Consider the following 20976-nt stretch of genomic DNA (forward strand, 5'->3'; position numbering starts at 1 on the left):
TGGCTCACTCCGCGCGCGGCTTCTTGGCCGCCGGCTCGTTGGATGGTTTCTTGTTCGCCTTGCCACCCTGCTTGGGTGCCGGGCCAGTCGGTTTGGTCGGAGCCAGGCCGAGGGCGGCCCAGTCCGGCATGATGCGTGCCTTGTCGATATTCTCGACATCGGCGGTGAACGGAGAGTTGTCGACCTTGAAGGTGACGTTGCCCTGTTCGATATCGACCGCGAGGATCTCGCCCTGCAGACGACGGCGACCATCCTGCGGCAGCTTCAGCGTGACCTTGGCGGATTCGCCGATGGCGCGCTCGAATTGTTCGGCGGTGAACAGCGGCCGATCGACGCCGGGGGAAGATACTTCCAGCGTGTAATTGGCGCTGATCGGGTCTTCGACGTCCAGCTGTGCGGACACTTCGCGGCTGACGCGTTCGCAGTCGTCGATATTGACGATACGCTCGGGCTGTTCGGCCAGCGGCACGTCGATGTAAAGGCGCAGCGTCGCACCCCCTGGGGCAGTCAGGTACTCCACGCCCAGCAGCTCGAGACCCAGCGACTGAACGGTGGGGGCGAGCAGATTCGCGATTTCGGTTGCCTTGTCGCTCACAGTCTGCCTTGTTCGTTGAAAGAGATACGGGTTGGCCAGTCGCGCTGGCCGGGCTCTACTGGACATGCCCCGGAAACAACAAAGGGCCCGCTGGGCCCCTTGTCCGGTACAACTCCGGTCATGCTGGATTCCGGTAGCGGGAACACACGCGGCGTGCGTTCCTGCGAGCCCAGTCTTCCGAGGGGGTCACGGCGGCCTGGGTACAGGTTGCCGTTCCTGGAAGCCGGTTGCGGGCCCATTCACATCCGTTGACAGGATACGCATGGACAGTCCGCTAAGCCGCTGATGATAGCCGTTGCACCGCGCTGGTGCAATGGTTGGGGTGGGTTGTCGCGAAAGCTGAACAGGCGGGGTGGGTGGCGGAAGCGGAGCGGGAGCCGCAGCCAGAGCCAGAGCCAGAGCCAGAGCCGGCACCGACGCGGAGCGGGAGCGCCTCTTTGGCTGGCCTGGTCGTGGGTGACGGGAGGGGTGGGGGGGGGGGGCCTCCCACCCCTCCCGCCACCTGGACAGATCAACGGTCAGTCGTTGAGGTCAACAGCTGGGGGCGGTGGCTGACACACCAGCCCCACCCCACCCCACCCCACCCCACCAACCATCCAACCATCCAACCAATCAACCAATCAACCAATCAACCAATCAACCAATCATCCAACCAACCATCCACCAATCCACCAATCCACCAATCCCCTCAGCCAGCCACCCACCGCCAAGCAATGAGTGCCCCAGGAACGTGATCAGATGCAGCCCGCATCCCCAGGCCACCGACCATCCACGCAGGTGCTGGCATGGGTGGGACTGCGGGGCCGATTTTGCGCCATGGATGGCGCAAAACGAGCCTACATGGACGTACTTGCGGCGTGCCCCGCAGTCCCGCCCATGCCAGCACCCTCCCACATGCACGCGAACAGGCTTCTGCCTTCGCTCTGCGCTCTGCGCTCTGCGCCCTGCGCCCTGCGCCCTGCGCCTGCGCAATGAAAAACCAAACCCCCACAACGAAAAAAGCGACCTCGTCGCCGAGATCGCCTTTTCGTCTACTGCATCTGCACTGCAGATTTTCTGTGGTAGCGGGGGCAGGATTTGAACCTGCGACCTTCGGGTTATGAGCCCGACGAGCTGCCAGACTGCTCCACCCCGCAGCAGAAGCGGAATTGTAAGGGAGTTTTCACCCCCGCGCAACCCCCTGTTGAAACATGACCGAATTGATCCGTATGAGTGGATCCGAAGCCAGAGGCAAGGCCAAAGCAAAAGCCAGCCGATCATGGATCGGCTCTACCCAGCCCTCGACCGCGTCAGCGTCGGCGTCAGCGTCGGCGTCGGCGTCGGCGTCGGCGTCGGCGTCGGCGGGCGTCGGCGGGCGTCGGCGGGCGTCGGCATGGGCGTCGGCATGGGCGTCGGCATGGGCGTCGGCATGGGCATGGGCATGGGCATGGGCATCGGCACCGGCACCGGCACCGGCATAGCCACCGGCATCGGCATCGGCACCGGCATCGCCATCGCCATCGCCATCGCCATCGGCATCGGCACCGGCATCGCCATCGCCATCGCAATCGCAATCGCCATCGGCACCGGCACCGGCATCGGCATCGCCATCGGCATCGGCATCGGCATCGGCATCGGCATCGCCATCGCCATCGGCATCGGCATCGCCATCGGCATCGGCATCGGCATCGGCATCGGCATCGGCAGCGGCAGCGGCAGCGGCATCGGCATGGGCGTGGGCACCTGCCCCTGCCCCTGCACCTGCACCCGCATCGACACCTGCACCTGCACCTGCACCTGCACCTGCACCTGCACCTGCACCTGCACCTGCACCTGCACCTGCACCTGCACCTGCACCTGCACCTGCACCTGCGCCTGCACCTGCACCTGCACCTGCGCCTGCACCTGGACCTGCGCCTGCACCTGGACCTAGACCTGGACCTGCGCTGGGCACACAACGAAAAAAGCGACCCCGTCGCCGGGATCGCTTGATTCGTCCACCGCCTCCGGCTTGCACCGGAGCTATATGGTAGCGGGGGCAGGATTTGAACCTGCGACCTTCGGGTTATGAGCCCGACGAGCTGCCAGACTGCTCCACCCCGCAGCAGAAGCCGATGAGTGAGGAAGACCCGAAGGACTTCCAAGCAACGATGTTCTGGCGAAACCGCTGCATCAACAACTCAGGAGATGAATATTACACGAGTTGCGCACGTTTGTATCGTTTTTTATGAAATATGTGCAAATGCCTGCTGGCACCACACCATGATCGGGTTCCACGACAGGCCCAGGGCCAGCAGCGCCAAGGCATTCACGCCCAGCACCACGCCCAGCACCCGATCGTTGTTGGCCGGCAGCGGCTCGCCCACCGGCTCGTCGAAGTACATCACCTTGATCACGCGCAGGTAGTAGAAGCAGCCTACCACCGCGCACAGCACGCCCAGGATCGCCAACCACAGCATGCCGCCGTTGATCACCGCGCCCAGCACTGCCAGCTTGGTCCAGAAGCCCAGGAACGGCGGAATACCGGCCATCGACGCCATGATGCACAGCACCAGGCCAGCCATCCACGGATTGCGAGCGTTCAAGCCCTTGAGGTCGTCGATGTTCTCCGCCTCAAAGCCGTTGCGCGACAGCGCGATGATCGCACCGAAGCCGGCAGTCGACATGATCGCGTAGCTCAGCGCGTAGAACAGCGCCGCCGCATAGCCTTGCTCACCGCCGCCGGCGATGCCCAGCAGCAGGAAGCCGATGTGCGACACCGTCGAGTAGGCCAGCATGCGCTTCAGGTTGGTCTGCGCGATCGCCATCAGGTTGCCGACCACCAGCGACAAGGCCGCCAGCCCGCCGATCAGATACTTCCACTCGTCCGACAGCGGGCCCACGCCCACTTCCAGCAGGCGGTAGGCCATGCCGAACGCGGCCAGCTTCGGCGCCGAGCTGATGAACAATGCGATCGGTGCCGGGGCACCCTGGTACACGTCCGGCAGCCACATGTGGAACGGCGCCGCGCCGAGCTTGAAGGCCACGCCGGCAATCATGAACACCGCGCCGGTCAGCAGCAGCACCTTCTCTTCCGAATGCGGGATCGCCGCATGGATCACGTCCAGGTGCAGCGAACCGGTGGCGCCGTAGATCAGCGACATGCCGTACAGCAGCAGGCCCGAGGCCAGCGAGCCCAGCACGATGTACTTCATCGCCGCTTCGGACGCCAAGCCGTTCTCACGGTTGCTGGCCACCAGCGCGTAGGAGCACAGCGCCAGCAGCTCCAGGCCCAGGTACACCATCAGCAGGCTGCCGGCCGAGACCAGGATCATCATGCCGGCGGTGCCGAACAGGATCAGCACCGGGATCTCGCCCTGGTACAGCTTGCGCTCGCGCAGGTAGCTCCAGCCATAGACCAGGGTCAGGCCGCTGCACAGCACGATCACGGTCTTCATCACATCCGCCGCGGTATCGCGGACGAACATGCCGTGGAACACATCGCCCTGCCCGCCCACTCCCGTGGCGAGCATGAACAGCACCCCGGCCAGTGCGGCGACCGAGAGCAGATGGGTCCAGATCTTGTTCTTCTCACTGATGAACAGATCGAGGATCAACAGGGCGAACGCGCTGCCGATCAGCACCAGCTCGGGTGCGAGCGGCGGCAGGTCGGCGGCGGTCAGTGGCAACAGCGGCGAGGTGGTCATCATCAAATCCTGGAATCAATACTCTCGACGGCCCGATTACAGCAGCTTGCTGGATGCGATCTGCATCGCCAGCTTCGCGATCGAGGGCTCCATCAGGTCGGTCAGCGGCTTGGGGTACAGGCCCAGGGCAAGGGTGCCCACAGCAAATACACCCAGCACCAGCCATTCGCGACCGTTGATGTCCTTCAGCTCGGCGACATGGGCATTGGCCACCTCACCGAAGAACACGCGCTTGTACAGCCACAACGTATAGGCCGCCGTGATCACCAGGGTGCTCGCCGCGCCCAGCGCGAGCGCCGGATGACGCTGGAAGCTGGCCATGATGATCATGAACTCACCGACGAAACCGCTGGTGCCCGGCAGGCCTGCATTGGCCATGAAGAACAGCATGGCGAAGGTGGCGAACCACGGCATCACATTGACCACGCCGCCGTAATCGGCGATGCGGCGGCTGTGCATGCGGTCGTACAGCACGCCCACGCAGGAGAACATGGCACCGGAGACGAAACCGTGCGAGACCATCTGCACCATGGCGCCCTGCAGGCCCAGGCGGGCCGCGTCCGGGCTGCCGGCGTCACGCACCAGCCACATGGCGATGAAGGTGCCCAGGGTCACGAAGCCCATGTGCGCGATCGACGAATAGGCGATCAGCTTCTTCATGTCGTCCTGGACCAGCGCGACCAGGCCGACGTAGATCACTGCGATCAGCGACAGCGTGATCACCAGCCAGGCCCATTCCTGCGATGCGTCCGGGACGATCGGCAGGTTGAAGCGCAGGAAGCCGTAACCACCGATCTTCAGCGCGATCGCGGCCAGGATCACCGAACCGGCCGTCGGTGCTTCCACGTGCGCGTCGGGCAACCAGGTGTGGACCGGGAACATCGGCACCTTGACCGCAAACGCGATCAGGAACGCGAAGAAGATCCAGGTCTGTTCCTTGCCCGACAGCTGCAGCTGGTACAGGTCGGCCAGCTGGAAGCTGCCGCCCTTCAGGTACAGGTAGATCAGGGCCACCAGCATCAGCACCGAGCCGAGGAAGGTGTACAGGAAGAACTTCAGCGCGGCGTAGATGCGGCGCGGGCCGCCCCAGACACCGATGATCAGGAACATCGGGATCAGCATCGCTTCGAAGAACACGTAGAACAGCATCGCGTCCGTCGCGGCGAAGATGCCGACCGTGACGCCTTCCAGGATCAGGAAGGCGGCCACGTACTGGTTGACGCGCTTGTCGATCGCGCTCCAGGCACCGATCAGGGCCAGCACCGAGACCAGCGTGGTCAGCAGGATCAGCGCGATCGCGATGCCGTCCACGCCCAGGTTGTAGCCGATGTCGTAGGCGGGGATCCAGGCGCGGGTCTCGACGAACTGCAGCGCGTCGTTCCCCACGTCGTAGCCGCTGAGCAGCGACAGGCTGGCCACGAAGGTCAGCACCGCTACGCCCAGCGACGCCCAGCGGGCGGTTTGGGCGTCACGGATGGCAAGGATCAAGGCACCGCCGAGGATCGGCAGCCAGATGAGAACACTGAGTAGAGGCCAGTTCGACACGTCTTCTTATTCCGTACAGGTCATCAACGCAGGTAATGCATCAGGACGCCCAGGAGGGCAATCAGGCCGATGATCATCGCGAAGGCGTAGTGATAGAGGAAACCGGATTGGGTGCGACGCAGCAGGTTGGCCGCCAGATCGATCAGGCGAGCCGAACCGTTGACCACCACACCATCGACCACGTTCGTGTCGATCGCGCGCGAAACCTTGCCCAGCTTGATGCCGCCACCGGCGAAACCGCCGATCCAGAGCTTGTCGAAGCCGTACTTGTTCTCCAGCACCGACACCAGCGGCGCGAAGGTCTTGCGGGCCTTGCCTGCCAGTTCCGGCTTCCACAGGTAGAACAGCACGGCCAGCAGGAAGCCTGCCACGGTGAGGAAGAAGGCCGGGGCCATCATCCCGTGCAGCGCGAACGCGACCGGGCCGTGGAACTCTTCGGCCAGCGCACCAATGGTGTTGCGCGCCGGGTCGTAGAAATCGACGATGCCGGTGAAGAACGAGTGCACCTGGCCCGGGATCGCATGCTCGGCATGGTGCCCCGCCCAGTCCGTGCCGTACAGCATCGGACCGATGCTGAAGAAACCGATCACGATCGAGGGGATCGCCAGCAGGATCAGCGGCAGGGTGACCACCCACGGAGTCTCGTGCGGCTCATGCGGACCGTGGCCATGGCCGTGGTCGTCATGGTGCGCGTCACCGTGGTGGGCGTCGGCGGCATGCGCGTCGGCATGGTGGTCGTCATGGCCGTGGCCATGGTCGTCATGCGCATCGCGGAAGCGTTCCTTGCCATGGAAGGTCAGGAACAGCAGGCGGAAGCTGTAGAAGCTGGTCACGATCACGCCACCCAGCACCGCCCAGTAGCCATACGTAGCGACCCAGCTGTCGGACACGTGCGCGTGGTGCTGCGCCGCCTCGATGATGGTGTCCTTGGAATAGAAGCCGGAGAAGAACGGCGTCCCCACCAGGGCCAGCGTACCGATCCACATGGTGATGAAGGTGATCGGCATGTACTTGCGCAGGCCGCCCATCTTGCGCATGTCCTGCTCATGGTGCATCGCGATGATGACCGAGCCGGCACCCAGGAACAGCAGCGCCTTGAAGAAGGCGTGGGTCATCAGGTGGAACACGGCGGCGGAGTACGCCGACACACCCAGCGCCACGGTCATGTAGCCCAGCTGGGACAGCGTGGAGTACGCGACGACGCGCTTGATGTCGTTCTGCACGATGCCGATCAGGCCGGTGAAGAACGCGGTGGTGGCACCGATGAACAGCACGAAGTTCAGCGCGGTCTGCGACAGCTCGAACAGCGGCGACATGCGGGTGACCATGAAGATGCCCGCGGTGACCATGGTCGCGGCGTGGATCAGTGCCGAGATCGGGGTCGGGCCTTCCATCGAGTCCGGCAGCCAGACGTGCAGCGGCACCTGGGCCGACTTGCCCATCGCGCCGATGAACAGGCAGATGCAGATGATGGTGGCCACCGACCAGATGACCGGTGCATCGGTCATCTGGATCGAGCTGCCGAACAGGCTGATCGCGCCGGACCAGACCTGCAGGTGCGAGTTCTGGCCGTTGACCAGCATGTCCGACGCGTTGGCGAACACGGTGGCGTAGTCCAGCGAGCCGAACACCCACAGCACGCCGGCGATACCCAGGATGAAGCCGAAGTCGCCGACGCGGTTGACCAGGAACGCCTTCATGTTGGCGAAGATCGCGGTCGGGCGCTTGAACCAGAAACCGATCAGCAGGTACGACACCAGGCCCACCGCTTCCCAGCCGAAGAACAGCTGCAGGAAGTTGTTGCTCATCACCAGGGTGAGCATGGAGAAGGTGAACAGCGAGATGTAGCTGAAGAACCGCTGGTAGCCCGGGTCATCCTGCATGTAGCCGATGGTGTACACGTGCACCAGGAACGACACGAAGGTGACCACGACCATCATCATCGCGGTGAGCTTGTCGACCATGAAACCGACGTGCGCCGAGTACTGGCCCACCTCGAAGAACGTGTAGACGTTCGCGTTGTACGGCTGTGCCCCGCCCCACAGCAGCATGTACAGCACGTAGCTGGACATGATGCAGCTGGCGGCGACGCCCAGGATGGTGACCGTCTGTGCGCCGATGCGACCGACCTGCCGACCGAACAGGCCGGCGATGATGCTGCCGATCAGCGGTGCGAGCACCACTGCGATCAACAGACTCTTGGAGAGAGTGATTTCCATCTACGGATCAGCCCTTCAGCGAATCGACTTCGCCGACATTGATGGTGCGGCGGTTACGGAACAGGGTTACCAGGATCGCGAGGCCGATGGCGGCCTCGGCCGCGGCCACGGTCAGGATGAAGAAGACGAACAGCTGTCCGGCCGTATCACCCAGTTCACGCGAGAACCCGACGAAATTGATGTTGACCGACAGCAGCATCAACTCGACCGACATCAGCAGCACGATGATGTTCTTGCGGTTGAGGAAGATGCCGGCGAGGCTGATGCAGAACAGCAGCGCGCCGAGCGCCAGGATATGGCCGAGGGTGATCATGGCGTTGCCTCCTCGTCGCTGGACGGCCGGGTGTTGGTGTGGATCACCGGCTTTTCGGCGTCCATCTTGACCACGCGCAGGCGATCGCTGCCCTTGACCATGGTCTGCTCGGTCGGGTTCTGCGTCTTCAGGCCGGTACGGCGGCGCAGGGTCAGCATCACCGCCGCGACGACGGCCACGGTCAGGATGACGGCGGCGAACTCGAACGGCAGCAGGTACTCGGTGAACAGGCTGCGCGCCAGCCAGGTGATGTTGGAGCTGTCAGCGGCGAGCGCGGCGGCATTGTCGGCCGGGAACGGATTGACCGCCCTGCCCTTCACCCCGATCAGCACCAGCATCTGCACCAGCATGGTGATGGCGACCAGCAGGCCGATCGGCAGGTAGCGGACCCAACCCTCGCGCAGGTTGCTGGCGTCGATGTCCAGCATCATCACCACGAACAGGAACAGCACCATGACCGCGCCGACATACACCAGCACCAGCGCCACGCCGAGGAACTCGGCGCCGACCAGGATCCAGATGCAGGCCACGGAGAAGAAGGTCAGGATCAGGCACAACACGGCATAGACCGGATTGCGCACGCTGATCACCGCCGCGGCGGAGATGCCCGCCACGATGGAGAAGACCCAGAAACTGATATTTACCCAATCCATCATTCGACCTCAGCGGAAAGCGGCATCGGCGGCGCGACGCTCGGCGATTTCGGCTTCAAGCCGATCACCGATGGCCAGCAGCTGCGGCTTGGTAACGATGTTCTCGCCACGATTCTCGAAGTGGTACTCGAGGATGTGGGTCTCGACGATCGAGTCCACCGGGCAGCTTTCTTCGCAGAAGCCGCAGAAGATGCACTTGAACAGATCGATGTCGTAACGGGTGGTACGACGGCTGCCGTCCTCGCGCTTGGCCGAATCGATGGTGATGGCCAGTGCCGGGCACACCGCTTCGCACAGCTTGCAGGCGATGCAGCGCTCTTCCCCGTTGGGGTAGCGGCGCAGCGCATGCAGGCCACGGAAACGCGGCGACTGCGGGAACTTTTCCATCGGGTACATCAGCGTGTACTTGGGCTTGAAGGCGTACTTCAGGGTCAGCCACAGACCGCCGAGCAGCTCAAGCAGCAGCAGGCTTTTGAAGTAATGGGTAATTCTGTTCATCACTTAGACGCCCTTCTGGATCACGCCGTAGAACACCATCAACGCCGTCACTGCAATCCACGCGATGGTGAGCGGGATGAAGACCTTCCAGCCCAGACGCATGATCTGGTCGTAACGGAAGCGCGGGAAGCTGGCACGGAACCAGATGTAGGCGCTGGCGAAGAAGAACACCTTCAGCAGCAGCCACGGCCAACCGCCCTTCCAGATCCAGTCGATCCACGGGGAGATGTCCGCGGTGACCCAGCCCTGGATCGGGCTCAGCCAGCCGCCGAGGAAGAAGATCGAGATCAGGAAGCTGATCAGGATCATGTTGGCGTATTCGGCCAGGAAGAACAGCGCGAACGCACCACCGGAGTACTCGACCATGTGGCCGGCGACGATTTCCGATTCGCCTTCCACCACGTCGAACGGCGCGCGGTTGGTTTCGGCCACGCCGGACACCCAGTACACGATGAACAGCGGGAACAGCGGCAGCAGGAACCAGTCGAAGAAACCGGAACTGCCGGCCTGCGCCATCACGATGCTGCTCAGGTTCAAGCTGCCCGAGGCGATCATCACGCCGACCAGGGCGAAGCCCATGGCGATTTCGTAGCTGATCATCTGCGCCGAGGCGCGCATCGCACCCAGGAACGCGTACTTGGAGTTGGAGGCCCAACCGGCCAGGATGATGCCGTACACGCCCAGCGAGGTCATCGCCAACAGGTACAGCAGGCCGGCGTTGGCGTTGGACAGCACGATTCTGGCGTCGAAGGGAATCACCGACCAGGCCGCGAAGGCCGGGGCCAGCGTGATCAACGGCGCAAGGATGAACATCGCCTTGTGCGAGCTGGCCGGCTGGATGATTTCCTTGAACAGCAGCTTGAAGACGTCGGCGAAGGCCTGGAAGATGCCCATGCCCACGTACATCGGGCCGTGGCGGACGTGCATCCAGCCGATCAGCTTGCGCTCCCAGACCACGAAGAAGGCCACCGAGATGATCACCGGCATGGCGATCACCAGGATCTTCAGGATGATCCAGAGCAGCGCGCCGATCTCGCCCAGCGACAGCAGCCACTGGTGCAGCGGGTCGACCGCGTTCAACAGCATTTCGTTCATGCAGCCACCACCGTTACGCGTGCGGCACCCAGCGGCGCGGTTGCACCGTGGCCCGATTCAATCCAGACCGCACCCGCGGCGACGCGGGCGTCGACCACCACCGGCAGCGTGGCGCGGCCGGCATCGGTGCCGACCTTGGCCATCTGCCCTTCCGCCAACTGCAGGCGGGCGGCATCGGCGGCATTGAGCACGATGCGCGGGGCGTTGTTGAGCGGATGCGACTGCAGCGCCTGGGCGCGACGGACCACCGCATCGGTGCGGTAGATCGCGGCCGTCGAGGCCACTTCCAGGCCCTCGCCCGCCACCGGCGTTGCCGCCGAGGCCGCAACGCTGACGCTGACCGGGGCCAGGCTGGCACGCAGGCCGGCCAGGTCGGTGAACTCGAAACCGGCCAGGGCCAGTTCGCCGCCCAGTGCACGCAGCACGCGCCAGCCTTCACGCGCCTCGCCCGGCAGCTTGCCGCCGGCGCGGGCCGACTGCTCGCGACCATCGAGGTTGGTCAGGGTGGCATCCACTTCCGGCAGCGCGCCAATCGGCAGGATCACGTCGGCCACGTCGCGGGTGGAGGCGCAGGCGAACTGGCTGAAGGCCACCACCTGCGCACCGGCCAGTGCCTTGCGGGCAGCGGCGGCGTCGGCGAAGTCCAGGCCCGGCTCGATGCCGTAGATCGCATAGGCCTTGCGCGGCTGGGCCAGCATGGCGTTGACGTCCTTGCCGGCCGGCAGCACGCCGGCACGGGACAGGCCGATCGCGTTGGCGCCCTGCGGGATGCGGCACAGCTTGGCGCCGGTGGCGGCGGCGAAATCACGCGCGGCGGCGCGGATCGCGGCGGCCTGCGGGTGGTTTTCGGCGATCGCACCGACGATCAGCACGGCGTTGTTGGCGCCCTTGACCGCATCGCGCAGGTCGGCGTTGCCGAGCGCGTCGATGAAGGCCGACGGGGCGACGATCTGCTTGCTGGCCAGCTTGAACGCGAAATCGAAGTCCACCGGGTTGACCGCGTGGATCTTCGCGTTGCGCGTGGTCTGCGCCTTGCGCAGGCGGGCGTGCAGCAGCGGCAGCTCATGGCGGATGTTGCTGCCCAGCACCACGATGCTGTCGGCGCCTTCGATGTCGGCCAGCGGCAGGCCAAAGGCCTCGGCGGTGGCAGCGTCGGAGAAGTCGCGGTTGTTGATGCGGTGGTCGATGTTGCTCGAGCCCAGGCCGGTGGCCAGGCGAGCCAGCAGCGCGCCCTCCTCGTTGGAAGTGGACGGATGCACCAGCACGCCGAGGTGGTCGCCCTGGTTGGCCTTGAGGATCTCGGTGGCCGCAGCCAGGCCTTCGGCCCAGCTCACTTCCTTCCACTCGCCGTTGACCTTGCGCAGCGGCTTGACCGCACGGTCTTCGCTGTACAGGCCCTGGTGCGAGTAGCGGTCGCGATCGGACAGCCAGCATTCGTTGACCGACTCGTTGTCGCGCGGCACCGCGCGCAGCACTTCGCCGCGACGCACGTGCAGGAACAGGTTCGAGCCCATCGCGTCGTGGTAGCCCAGCGATTCGCGCGCGGTCAGTTCCCACGGACGGGCGCGGAACTGGAACACCTTGTTGGTCAGCGCACCGACCGGGCACACGTCGACGACGTTGCCGGACAGTTCGGTGGTCAGCGGCTTGCCGTCGTAGGTGCCGATCTGCAGGTTTTCACCGCGGTACATGCCACCCAGCTCGTAGGTACCGGCAACGTCGGCGGTGAAGCGGACGCAGCGGGTGCACTGGATGCAGCGGGTCATCTCGGTGGCGACCAGCGGACCGATGTCCTCGTCGGGCACCACGCGCTTGCGCTCGTTGAAGCGGCTGACCGAACGGCCATAGCCCAGCGAAACGTCCTGCAGTTCGCACTCGCCGCCCTGGTCGCAGATCGGGCAATCCAGCGGGTGGTTGATCAGCAGGAATTCCATCACCGAGCGCTGGAACTTGAGCGCCTTTTCACTGCGGGTGGCGACCTTCATGCCATCCGTCACCGGCGTGGCGCAGGCCGGCGCCGGCTTGGGCGACTTTTCCACGTCGACCAGGCACATGCGGCAGTTGGCCGCGATCGGCAGCTTCTCGTGGTAGCAGAAGCGCGGGATCGGGATGCCGGCCTTGTCGGCGGCCTGGATGATCATCGAGCCCTTGGGCACGACCAGCGACTGGCCGTCGATCTCGACGGTCACGTGGTCCGGTGGCACGCTCGGATTTACGGGTTGCGCGCTCATGCAGCGGCTGCCTCCACCTTCTTGCCGTCAACCATCGAATGACCGTTGACGATGTAATACTCGAATTCGTCCCAGAACTGGCGCAGGAAGCCCTGGATGGGCCATGCCGCCGCTTCACCGAACGCGCAGATGGTGTGGCCTTCGATCTGGCCGGCCACCGCCTTCAACTGGTGCAGGTCTTCCATCGTGGCCTTGCCGGCGACGATGCGCTCGAGCACGCGGTGCATCCAGCCGGTGCCTTCGCGGCACGGGGTGCACTGGCCACAGGATTCCTTGTGGAAGAACTGGCTGATGCGGCAGGCGAACTTGACGCAGCAGACGCTGTCGTCCAGCACCACGATCGCACCCGACCCCAACCCGGTGCCGAGGGCACGCAGGGTGTCGTAGTCCATCTGCAGGCCCTTGAGCTCGTCGGCCTTCAGCACCGGCATCGAGACGCCGCCCGGGACCGCGCCCTTGAGGGTGCGGCCCGGCTTCAGGCCACCGGCCATTTCCAGCAGGTCGTCGAAGGTGGTGCCGAGCGGCACTTCGAAGTTGCCGCCCTTCTGCACGCAACCGGAGACCGAGAAGATCTTCGGACCGCCGTTCTTGGTCAGGCTCAGGCCCTGGAACCACTCCGGACCGTTGCGGATGATCGCCGGCACCGAGGCATAGGTCTCGGTGTTGTTGATCGTCGACGGCTTGCCGTACAGGCCGAAGTTGGCCGGGAACGGCGGCTTGTACCGCGGCTGGCCCTTCTTGCCTTCCAGCGACTCCATCAGCGCGGTTTCTTCGCCGCAGATGTAGGCGCCGGCGCCGAGCGCACCGTAGATGTCGATGTCCACGCCGCTGCCGAGGATGTCCTTGCCCAGCCAGCCGTTCGCGTACGCGTCGGCCAGGGCCTGCTCGAAGTTCTCGAAGGGCTCGTGGTGGAACTCACCGCGCAGGTAGTTGTAGCCCACGGTCGAGCCGGTGGCGTAGCAGGCGATCGCCATGCCTTCCACGACCGAATGCGGGTTGTAGCGCAGGATGTCGCGGTCCTTGCAGGTGCCCGGCTCGGATTCATCCGAGTTGCAGAGGATGTACTTCTGCATCGTGCCCTTGGGCATGAAGGACCACTTCAGGCCGGTCGGGAAGCCCGCGCCGCCACGGCCGCGCAGGTTGGATTGCTTGACCATCTCGATGACCTGCTCCGGCGAGATCTTCTCTTCGAGGATCTTGCGCAGCGCGGCGTAACCGCCGGTCTTGAGGTAGCTCTCATACGACCACGGGGTGTCGTAATGCAGGGTGGTGTAGACCACCTGGTGCGGCAACGGTGCGGGACCGACCGGACCACTGGGTGCGTGATGATGTGCCATGTCTTACTCCAACCCGTCCAGCAGCTCGTCGACTTTCTCGACGGTCAGGCGCTCGTGGTAATGGCCATTGATGACCATCATCGGCGCACCGGCGCAACCGGCCAGGCATTCTTCTTCACGCTTGAGGTAGATGCGGCCGTCGGCGGTGGACTGGCCGGTCTTGCAGCCGAGCTTCTTCTCGGCATGCGCGACCAGGTCCTCGGCACCGTTCAACCAGCAGCTGATGTTGGTGCAGAAGGCGACGTTGTGGCGGCCGACCTTCTCCAGCTCGAACATCGAGTAGAAGCTGGCCACTTCGTAGGCCCATACCGGCGGCAGGTCCAGGTACTTGGCGACGCCGGCGATCAACTCGTCGGTCAGCCAGCCTGCGTTCTGTTCCTGTGCGGCGTGCAGGCCCTGCAGGACAGCCGAGCGCTTGCGATCCGGCGGGAACTTGGCCAGCCAATGATCGATGTGCGCACGGGTCTTGTCGTTCAAGACCACCATCGGGTCGACGTCGCGCGCCGCCTCGAAATTACCTGTCGCCTTCATCGGCCGACCTCAGCGAATACGAAATCGTTAAAAACCAGAACCTGCAGCGCCGGCAGCAGCCGGCGGGTGTCAGGCATCGTGCATGCGGGCCGGATCACCGGTCGACCTCGCCGAACACCAGATCGTAGGTGCCGATCATGGCCACCACGTCGGCGAGCATGTGCCCGCGCACGATCGAGTCGATCGAGGACAGATGGGCAAAGCCCGGCGCGCGCAGGTGCACGCGGAAGGGCTTGTTGGCGCCATCGGACATCAGGTAGCAGCCGAACTCGCCCTTGGGCGCTTCGACGGCAGCGTAGGTTTCGCCGACCGGGACGCAGTAGCCTTCACTGAACAGCTTGAAGTGATGGATCAGCGCTTCCATGTCGTCCTTCATGTCCTCGCGGCTGGGCGGAGCGACCTTGAAGTTCTTGACCATGACCGGGCCGGGGTTGGCCTTGAGCCAGGTGACGCACTGCTTGATGATGCGGTTGGATTCGCGCATCTCGGCCACGCGGACCAGGTAACGGTCGTAGCAGTCGCCTTCCTTGCCGAGCGGAATGTCGAAATCGACCGCGTCGTACTTGGCGTACGGCTGCTTTTTGCGCAGGTCCCAGGCAACGCCCGAGCCGCGCAGCATCACGCCGGTCATGCCCCAGGCATGGGCCAGTTCCGGGGTGACCACGCCGATGCCGACGGTACGCTGCTTCCAGATGCGGTTGTCGGTGAGCAGGGTTTCGTACTCGTCGACACGCTTGGGGAACTCGACGGTGAAGTTCTCCAGGAAGTCCAGCAGCGAACCTTCGCGCGAGGCGTTGAGGTTCTTCAGGGCATTGCCCTTGTGCCAGCGCGATTCCTTGTACTTGGGCATGCGGTCCGGCAGGTCGCGGTAGACGCCGCCCGGACGGTAGTACGCCGCGTGCATGCGTGCGCCGGAGACCGCTTCATAGCAGTCCATCAGCTCTTCGCGCTCGCGGAAGGCATACAGCATGACCGCCATCGCACCCAGATCGAGCGCGTTGGACCCGAGCCACATCAGGTGGTTCAGGATGCGGGTGATTTCGTCGAACATGGTGCGGATGTACTGCGCACGCTCCGGCGCCTCGATCCCCATCAGGGTTTCGATCGCGCGCACGTAGGCGTGCTCGTTGCACATCATCGACACGTAATCCAGGCGATCCATGTAACCGATCGACTGGTTGAACGGCTTGGATTCGGCCAGCTTCTCGGTACCCCGGTGCAGCAGGCCCACGTGGGGGTCGGCACGCACGATGGTTTCGCCGTCCATTTCCAGGATCAGGCGCAGCACACCGTGCGCGGCCGGATGCTGCGGGCCGAAGTTCATGGTGTAGTTGCGGATTTCCTGGCGCAGTTCGGCCGGGTTGCTCGCAAAGGCCTGGTGGGCCTGGGGTTCACGCTTGCTCAGATCAGCACTCACTTTACTGCCTCCGACTGCGCGCTTTCGCCGGCAGCGGTCTGGAAACGGGCATCGTCACGGATCACGCGCGGCACGCCGACACGCGGCTCCACCGAGGTGACCGGCTCGTAGATCACGCGCTTCTTCTCTTCGTCGTAGCGCACTTCGACGTTGCCGATCAGCGGGAAATCCTTGCGGAACGGGTGGCCGACGAAGCCGTAGTCGGTGAGGATCCGGCGCAGGTCCGGATGGCCTTCGAAGATCACGCCATACAGGTCGAACGCCTCGCGCTCGAACCAGTTCAGGCCCGGCCAGACGTCGGTCAGCGAGGCGACCACCGGCAGTTCCTCGTTCGGCGCGAAGCAGCGGATGCGCATGGTGAGGTTGTGCTGGTAGGAACGCAGCTGGGCGACCACGGCGAAACGCTGCAGCGGGATCGGCTGCGGCTGGGCGCCGTCGCTGGTTTCGCGGGTGGGGAACTCGCCCCACGCGAAACGGCCGACGGACTTGCCCTCGACGCCACGGCTGAAGCCCTGGGACGACACATCGGCCGTGTCCCATTCGTCGCTGCCGTAACCGAGGTAGTCCAGGCCACAGAGATCCACGGCCTGCTCGAAACCGAATTCGTCGCGCAGCGCCACAGCGGTGGCATGCCAGTCAGCGGCGGGCACTTCCAGCGTCACTTCGCCGCGGGGTTCGACCACGAAGACCTGCGCACCAGCAAAACGTGCGGAGAGTCGGTCGATGAAGGAAGGTGCTTGCTCTGCCATGGGGGCTTGGCGTGCTCTAGTCAGGAGGGAGGTCAGCGGGCGATGGTCTGCGTACGCCAGATCTTCTTCTGCAACTGCAGGATCCCGTACACCAGCGCTTCAGCGGTTGGCGGGCAGCCCGGGACGTAAACGTCCACCGGCACCACGCGGTCACAGCCACGAACCACTGCATAGGAGTAGTGGTAGTAGCCGCCACCGTTGGCGCAGCTGCCCATGGAGATGACCCACTTCGGGTCCGGCATCTGGTCGTAGACCTTGCGCAGCGCCGGGGCCATCTTGTTGACCAGGGTGCCGGCCACGATCATCACGTCGGACTGACGCGGCGACGGGCGGAACACCACGCCGTAGCGGTCAAGGTCCAGGCGCGCGGCACCGGCATGCATCATTTCGACGGCGCAGCAGGCCAGGCCGAAGGTCATCGGCCACATCGACCCGGTACGCGCCCAGTTCAGCAGGGCGTCGACGCTGGTGGTCAGGTAACCCTTTTCCAGCAGCGGGTTGTCGCCCTCGGGGCGCAGGATGTCGTCGACCCGCCCTTCCGGGACCGGGTTGTTCATCAGGCCGTCGAGCGTCTGAATCACTCCCATTCCAGCGCTCCCTTCTTCCAGACGTAAATGAAACCGAGGAAAAGCATGCCTACGAAGAGGCCCATCGTGACCAGCGAACGTGCGCCCAGCTCCATGAAGACCTGGGTCCACGGCACGATGAAGATGATTTCCAAGTCAAATACGATGAACTGGATCGCGATCAGGTAGTAGCGCACATCGAACTTCATGCGCGCGTCCTCGAAAGCCTCGAAGCCGCATTCGTACGGCGAGAGCTTTTTCAGATCAGGACGTCGTGGACCGAGGAATCGGCCGACCAGCATCAGCGATACGCCGATACCGGTGGCAACGATCAGAAACAGCAGAGACGGCAAATATTCGGCCAGCACAGCGATTCTCTCTTGCCTCTGCCGCTGCGCCTGCAGGCGCTTTGGCATGGGGGAGTGGACGGATACCGCTACCTGGCGCTTTGCGCGCCAGACGAACCCGCTTACAAACAAAATGGTGCCCAAGAGGGGACTCGAACCCCTACGACTCTCGTCGCTACCACCTCAAGGTAGTGCGTCTACCAATTCCGCCACCTGGGCTTACGTTCGCAGCAAGGGGGTTCCTATCGGATTCCCTCAGTGCGCCGCATATTGTAACCGTCTTCAGCGAGTCTGGGTGCCTTCCGAAGGCTTTTCTTCACCAGATTTCGGAGTTTCCGCCTGAGCCGGCACAGTTGACTGCGGAACCGGCTGCTGGACAGCGGTTTCCGGGGCCTTGGGCACGGCCGGCAGCTCACCTGCCGGGGCGGCCGGCGCGGATGCGGCCGGAGCCGACATCAGGCCGAGGTCCTGGCCGCTGGCCGGACGCGAACCATGGCTGGCGTACCAGGCCATGAAGAGACTGATGCCGAAGAACACCACGGCCAGCCACTTGGTCGACTTGGACAGGAAGTTGGACGCGCCACGCGCGCCGAACACGGTCCCCGAGGCGCCGGCGCCGAAACCCGACCCTGCGGCCGCACCGGAACCACGCTGCATCAGGATGAGCGCGATCATGGCGACCGCCACCAGCACGTAGACCACATTGAGGATCAACATCAGCATTTCGAATCCGTCCTCGGACATGTCGTGCCGGCGGTCAGCCGGCAACATTACGAATCAGCGCCCGGCCGCCGCATCGACGATGGCCAGGAAGTCCGCGGCTACCAACGAGGCGCCGCCCACCAGCCCACCATCGACATCGGGCTGCGCGAACAGTTCCCCTGCGTTGTCGGGCTTCACGCTGCCGCCGTACAGGATCGGCAACGAATCAGCGATTCTAGCATCGAGCTTGGCCACTTCGCCACGGATGAACGCATGGACCTGCTGGGCCTGCTCCTTGGAGGCGGTGCGGCCGGTGCCGATCGCCCAGACCGGCTCATAGGCGACAACCGCATGCTGGAAGCCGGCCGGGCCGACCAGATCGAGGACCGGAGCGAGCTGGCCGGCGATGACCTGCTCGGTCTGGCCCGCCTCGCGCTGCTCGAGGGTCTCACCCACGCACAGGACCGGCACCAGCCCGGCATGCAGGGCGGCGGCGAACTTGCGGGCGACCAGCTCACTGCTTTCAGCGTGGTACTGGCGACGCTCGGAGTGCCCGACCAGGCCATAGCGGGCGCCGACTTCGGCCAGCATCGCGGCGGAGACCTCGCCGGTGTAGGCGCCCTTTTCATTGGAGCTGACGTCCTGCGAGCCGAAAGCGATGGCGCGGCCCTCGAAGGCCTCGACCAGCTCGCCCAGGTAGGGCAGCGGGGGCAGGATCACCACGTCGACGCCGTCACACGGGAGGCTGGCAACCAGGTCGCTGACCAGGTCCGTGGCGAATTGGCGGCTGCCGTGCAGCTTCCAGTTACCGGCGACGATCTTGCGGCGCATGGCGGTGCTCCATTGGTATCAGCCGCCCATGATAACGGATGAAACGAAATGGCGTTGGTGGGAAAACGCTTACATTTCAATTGGATATTTATTTTTCGCTGCGGGCTCGAGTCAAAAGCAACGGCAACGGCAGCAGGGGACGTCCCGGGCTGGGCGAGCATGGGTGGGTTGGCGGGACACGCCGTGCACCCCGCTCCGCGGCCCGGCCCAGCCGCTGGCGGCTGTGCGTTCGAACGCATGCGAGGCAGTGCCTCGCAAGCAATGCGCTCTCACCCATGGGGCTCGTTATGCGCCATCCATGGCGCATAACGGCCCCGCCAACCCACCCACGCCCGCCCTCTGACAGTGTGTCGGCCTGCATGGGACGGCGACGAAGCGTCGGGGCGGCGTTGAATCTGCCCTGCCCTCCGCCGAGGCAATCTGTCGGGGGCGAGCACTGCACGGGGCAGCGAATAGCCGAATGCAGCCAGGGCAGCAGTGCCTGGAGCCAGCCAGAAGCCGGCACGGCGCGGAATGAAGAAGGCCGCCTTGCGGCGGCCTTCTCGTTTGTCCCGACGGATCGCTTACTTCAGCTTGATCTCGCGCAGGCGCTCTTCCAGGAAACCGTGGGCCGTGATCGGCTCCGGGTAGCGGCTCGGGTTTTCCGGGGTGATGCAGGTCGGCAGCACGTCGATCAGATAATCCGGGTTCGGGTGCAGGAAGAACGGCACCGAATAGCGCGGCTGGCGCGCCTGCTCACCCGGGGGGTTGACCACGCGGTGGATGGTCGACGGGTACACATGGTTGGTCAGGCGCTGCAGCATGTCGCCGATGTTGACCACGATCGTGTCCGCGTCCGACGTGAACGGCACCCACTTGCCATCGTGCGCCTGCACTTCCAGCCCGGCCGCGCTCGCCCCCACCAGCAGCGTGATGAAGTTGATGTCCCCATGCGCGCCGGCGCGCACGTTCGGGATGTTCTCCGCGGTGATCGGCGGGTAGTGGATCGGGCGCAGGATCGAATTGCCGTTGTTGGTCTTGTCGGCGAAGAAGTCTTCCGGCAGGCCGATGTGAAGGGCCAATGCCGACAGCACCCGCGAGCCCAACTGGTCCAGCGCCTGGTACAGGCCGTAGCCGCGCTCGCGGAAGCCCGGGACCTCGCTCGGCCACAGGTTCGGCGCCATCACGTCCCGGTACTTGGAGTCATCCGGGATCTCGCGACCGATGTGCCAGAACTCCTTCAGGTCGAAGTGCTGCGAGCCCTTGGCCGTCTCCACCCCGAATGCCGTGTAGCCGCGCGCACCGCCACTGCCCGGCACGTGATACTTGCGCTTGGTCTCCTCCGGCAGCGCGAAGAAGGCCTTGAAGACCTCGTAGGCGGCGTCGATGTCGGCCTGCGGGATGCCGTGGTTGCGGATGCCCGCGAATCCCCATTCGCGGTAGGCCGCGCCCAGTTCGGCGACGAACGCGTCGCGGTCACTATCGAAACGGGTGATATCGAGGGTCGGGATCTGGCTCACAGCGGTTCCTGGCTAGTTCGGATGGGTCGCGGGCCACCACTGTGGCCCGGCTGAACATTGTGCCAGATCCGACCACCGGCACTGCCGATACAAAGATACAAACCGATACAATGCGCCGCCCGCCTCGATTGGACGGGTCGCCGACGCAGCCGCCGCCACGTCCCCTGCCCTCCTGCGCCACCC

19 protein-coding genes and 3 tRNA genes are annotated in these 20976 nt (G+C 64.6%); 1 reads left to right on the forward strand and 21 read right to left on the reverse strand.

Features of this window, described 5'->3' with window-relative positions; translation table 11 throughout:
• Positions 1 to 4: 4 nt before the first annotated feature.
• Together rimP and AC1DGC_RS02295 are read right to left on the reverse strand one after the other, a co-directional pair.
• Positions 5 to 595, reverse strand: a complete 591-nt coding sequence (rimP, locus tag AC1DGC_RS02290; RefSeq protein ID WP_259205485.1) for a ribosome maturation factor RimP — start codon at positions 593 to 595, stop codon at positions 5 to 7.
• 1059 nt (positions 596 to 1654) lie between these two features.
• A tRNA-Met gene (locus tag AC1DGC_RS02295) sits at positions 1655 to 1731 on the reverse strand.
• On the opposite strand from AC1DGC_RS02295, the gene AC1DGC_RS02300 reads away from it, so the two are divergent.
• On the forward strand, positions 1695 to 2507 hold the full coding sequence (locus AC1DGC_RS02300; protein WP_478047132.1) for a hypothetical protein: 813 nt from the start codon (positions 1695 to 1697) through the stop codon (positions 2505 to 2507). The two genes, AC1DGC_RS02295 and AC1DGC_RS02300, sit on opposite strands and share 37 nt — an antisense overlap.
• Positions 2508 to 2601: 94 nt before the next feature.
• Here the strand turns inward: AC1DGC_RS02300 and AC1DGC_RS02305 are convergent.
• The 19 genes from AC1DGC_RS02305 to AC1DGC_RS02395 form a co-directional block, all read right to left on the reverse strand.
• Positions 2602 to 2678 (reverse strand) — tRNA-Met (locus AC1DGC_RS02305).
• A 121-nt stretch (positions 2679 to 2799) separates the two neighbouring features.
• Positions 2800 to 4260, reverse strand: a complete 1461-nt coding sequence (gene nuoN / locus AC1DGC_RS02310; protein ID WP_259205511.1) for an NADH-quinone oxidoreductase subunit NuoN — start codon at positions 4258 to 4260, stop codon at positions 2800 to 2802.
• Between the two features lie 36 nt (positions 4261 to 4296).
• A complete protein-coding gene (locus tag AC1DGC_RS02315; protein ID WP_259205538.1) occupies positions 4297 to 5805 on the reverse strand; it encodes an NADH-quinone oxidoreductase subunit M in 1509 nt (502 codons plus the stop codon).
• A 23-nt stretch (positions 5806 to 5828) separates the two neighbouring features.
• Positions 5829 to 8024, reverse strand: coding sequence for an NADH-quinone oxidoreductase subunit L (gene nuoL / locus AC1DGC_RS02320; RefSeq protein WP_449334793.1), 2196 nt, complete (start codon positions 8022 to 8024; stop codon positions 5829 to 5831).
• Between the two features lie 7 nt (positions 8025 to 8031).
• Positions 8032 to 8337, reverse strand: coding sequence for an NADH-quinone oxidoreductase subunit NuoK (nuoK, locus tag AC1DGC_RS02325; protein WP_017355932.1), 306 nt, complete (start codon positions 8335 to 8337; stop codon positions 8032 to 8034).
• Positions 8334 to 8993, reverse strand: a complete 660-nt coding sequence (locus tag AC1DGC_RS02330) for an NADH-quinone oxidoreductase subunit J (protein ID WP_259205557.1) — start codon at positions 8991 to 8993, stop codon at positions 8334 to 8336. The genes nuoK and AC1DGC_RS02330 overlap by 4 nt, the downstream gene beginning before the upstream one ends.
• A gap of 6 nt (positions 8994 to 8999) precedes the next feature.
• The gene (gene nuoI, locus AC1DGC_RS02335) at positions 9000 to 9488 is read right to left on the reverse strand and encodes an NADH-quinone oxidoreductase subunit NuoI (RefSeq protein ID WP_038687244.1); all 489 of its coding nucleotides are present in this window, start codon (positions 9486 to 9488) and stop codon (positions 9000 to 9002) included.
• A 3-nt stretch (positions 9489 to 9491) separates the two neighbouring features.
• Positions 9492 to 10583: an NADH-quinone oxidoreductase subunit NuoH gene (gene nuoH, locus AC1DGC_RS02340; protein WP_259205569.1), complete on the reverse strand. Its 1092-nt coding sequence runs from the start codon at positions 10581 to 10583 to the stop codon at positions 9492 to 9494.
• Positions 10580 to 12814 (reverse strand): NADH-quinone oxidoreductase subunit NuoG, encoded by a 2235-nt coding sequence (nuoG, locus tag AC1DGC_RS02345; protein WP_478047133.1) that lies wholly within the window; start codon positions 12812 to 12814, stop codon positions 10580 to 10582. Before nuoG ends, nuoH begins: the two co-directional genes overlap by 4 nt.
• Positions 12811 to 14151, reverse strand: a complete 1341-nt coding sequence (gene nuoF / locus AC1DGC_RS02350) for an NADH-quinone oxidoreductase subunit NuoF (protein ID WP_259205581.1) — start codon at positions 14149 to 14151, stop codon at positions 12811 to 12813. Before nuoF ends, nuoG begins: the two co-directional genes overlap by 4 nt.
• Positions 14152 to 14154: 3 nt before the next feature.
• A complete protein-coding gene (gene nuoE / locus AC1DGC_RS02355) occupies positions 14155 to 14682 on the reverse strand; it encodes an NADH-quinone oxidoreductase subunit NuoE (protein WP_121038421.1) in 528 nt (175 codons plus the stop codon).
• A 94-nt stretch (positions 14683 to 14776) separates the two neighbouring features.
• Positions 14777 to 16006 (reverse strand): NADH-quinone oxidoreductase subunit D, encoded by a 1230-nt coding sequence (locus AC1DGC_RS02360; protein WP_259206509.1) that lies wholly within the window; start codon positions 16004 to 16006, stop codon positions 14777 to 14779.
• Between the two features lie 89 nt (positions 16007 to 16095).
• Positions 16096 to 16848 (reverse strand): NADH-quinone oxidoreductase subunit C, encoded by a 753-nt coding sequence (locus tag AC1DGC_RS02365; protein ID WP_259205586.1) that lies wholly within the window; start codon positions 16846 to 16848, stop codon positions 16096 to 16098.
• A 32-nt stretch (positions 16849 to 16880) separates the two neighbouring features.
• Positions 16881 to 17435, reverse strand: a complete 555-nt coding sequence (locus AC1DGC_RS02370; protein WP_259205588.1) for a NuoB/complex I 20 kDa subunit family protein — start codon at positions 17433 to 17435, stop codon at positions 16881 to 16883.
• The gene (locus AC1DGC_RS02375) at positions 17426 to 17782 is read right to left on the reverse strand and encodes an NADH-quinone oxidoreductase subunit A (RefSeq protein WP_038691968.1); all 357 of its coding nucleotides are present in this window, start codon (positions 17780 to 17782) and stop codon (positions 17426 to 17428) included. Before AC1DGC_RS02375 ends, AC1DGC_RS02370 begins: the two co-directional genes overlap by 10 nt.
• A gap of 113 nt (positions 17783 to 17895) precedes the next feature.
• Positions 17896 to 17980 (reverse strand) — tRNA-Leu (locus AC1DGC_RS02380).
• A gap of 63 nt (positions 17981 to 18043) precedes the next feature.
• On the reverse strand, positions 18044 to 18484 hold the full coding sequence (secG, locus tag AC1DGC_RS02385) for a preprotein translocase subunit SecG (RefSeq protein ID WP_478047134.1): 441 nt from the start codon (positions 18482 to 18484) through the stop codon (positions 18044 to 18046).
• A 54-nt stretch (positions 18485 to 18538) separates the two neighbouring features.
• A complete protein-coding gene (gene tpiA / locus AC1DGC_RS02390) occupies positions 18539 to 19294 on the reverse strand; it encodes a triose-phosphate isomerase (RefSeq protein ID WP_259205593.1) in 756 nt (251 codons plus the stop codon).
• A gap of 563 nt (positions 19295 to 19857) precedes the next feature.
• A complete protein-coding gene (locus AC1DGC_RS02395) occupies positions 19858 to 20793 on the reverse strand; it encodes an isopenicillin N synthase family dioxygenase (protein WP_259205595.1) in 936 nt (311 codons plus the stop codon).
• Between the last annotated feature and the right edge of the window lie 183 nt (positions 20794 to 20976).

The sequence above is a fragment of the Stenotrophomonas sp. 05N37 genome, assembly GCF_056397365.1.

What these genes read in the sequence shown, in the direction of transcription:
- AC1DGC_RS02300 (WP_478047132.1), top strand. Translation starts at nt 1,695, where the DNA reads ATGAGCCCGACGAGCTGCCAGACTGCTCCACCCCGCAGCAGAAGCGGA.
- nuoN (WP_259205511.1), bottom strand. Translation starts at nt 4,260, where the DNA reads ATGACCACCTCGCCGCTGTTGCCACTGACCGCCGCCGACCTGCCGCCG.
- nuoL (WP_449334793.1), bottom strand. Translation starts at nt 8,024, where the DNA reads ATGGAAATCACTCTCTCCAAGAGTCTGTTGATCGCAGTGGTGCTCGCA.
- nuoK (WP_017355932.1), bottom strand. Translation starts at nt 8,337, where the DNA reads ATGATCACCCTCGGCCATATCCTGGCGCTCGGCGCGCTGCTGTTCTGC.
- AC1DGC_RS02330 (WP_259205557.1), bottom strand. Translation starts at nt 8,993, where the DNA reads ATGATGGATTGGGTAAATATCAGTTTCTGGGTCTTCTCCATCGTGGCG.
- nuoI (WP_038687244.1), bottom strand. Translation starts at nt 9,488, where the DNA reads ATGAACAGAATTACCCATTACTTCAAAAGCCTGCTGCTGCTTGAGCTG.
- nuoH (WP_259205569.1), bottom strand. Translation starts at nt 10,583, where the DNA reads ATGAACGAAATGCTGTTGAACGCGGTCGACCCGCTGCACCAGTGGCTG.
- nuoG (WP_478047133.1), bottom strand. Translation starts at nt 12,814, where the DNA reads ATGAGCGCGCAACCCGTAAATCCGAGCGTGCCACCGGACCACGTGACC.
- nuoF (WP_259205581.1), bottom strand. Translation starts at nt 14,151, where the DNA reads ATGGCACATCATCACGCACCCAGTGGTCCGGTCGGTCCCGCACCGTTG.
- nuoE (WP_121038421.1), bottom strand. Translation starts at nt 14,682, where the DNA reads ATGAAGGCGACAGGTAATTTCGAGGCGGCGCGCGACGTCGACCCGATG.
- AC1DGC_RS02360 (WP_259206509.1), bottom strand. Translation starts at nt 16,006, where the DNA reads ATGAACTTCGGCCCGCAGCATCCGGCCGCGCACGGTGTGCTGCGCCTG.
- AC1DGC_RS02365 (WP_259205586.1), bottom strand. Translation starts at nt 16,848, where the DNA reads ATGGCAGAGCAAGCACCTTCCTTCATCGACCGACTCTCCGCACGTTTT.
- AC1DGC_RS02370 (WP_259205588.1), bottom strand. Translation starts at nt 17,435, where the DNA reads ATGGGAGTGATTCAGACGCTCGACGGCCTGATGAACAACCCGGTCCCG.
- secG (WP_478047134.1), bottom strand. Translation starts at nt 18,484, where the DNA reads ATGCTGATGTTGATCCTCAATGTGGTCTACGTGCTGGTGGCGGTCGCC.
- tpiA (WP_259205593.1), bottom strand. Translation starts at nt 19,294, where the DNA reads ATGCGCCGCAAGATCGTCGCCGGTAACTGGAAGCTGCACGGCAGCCGC.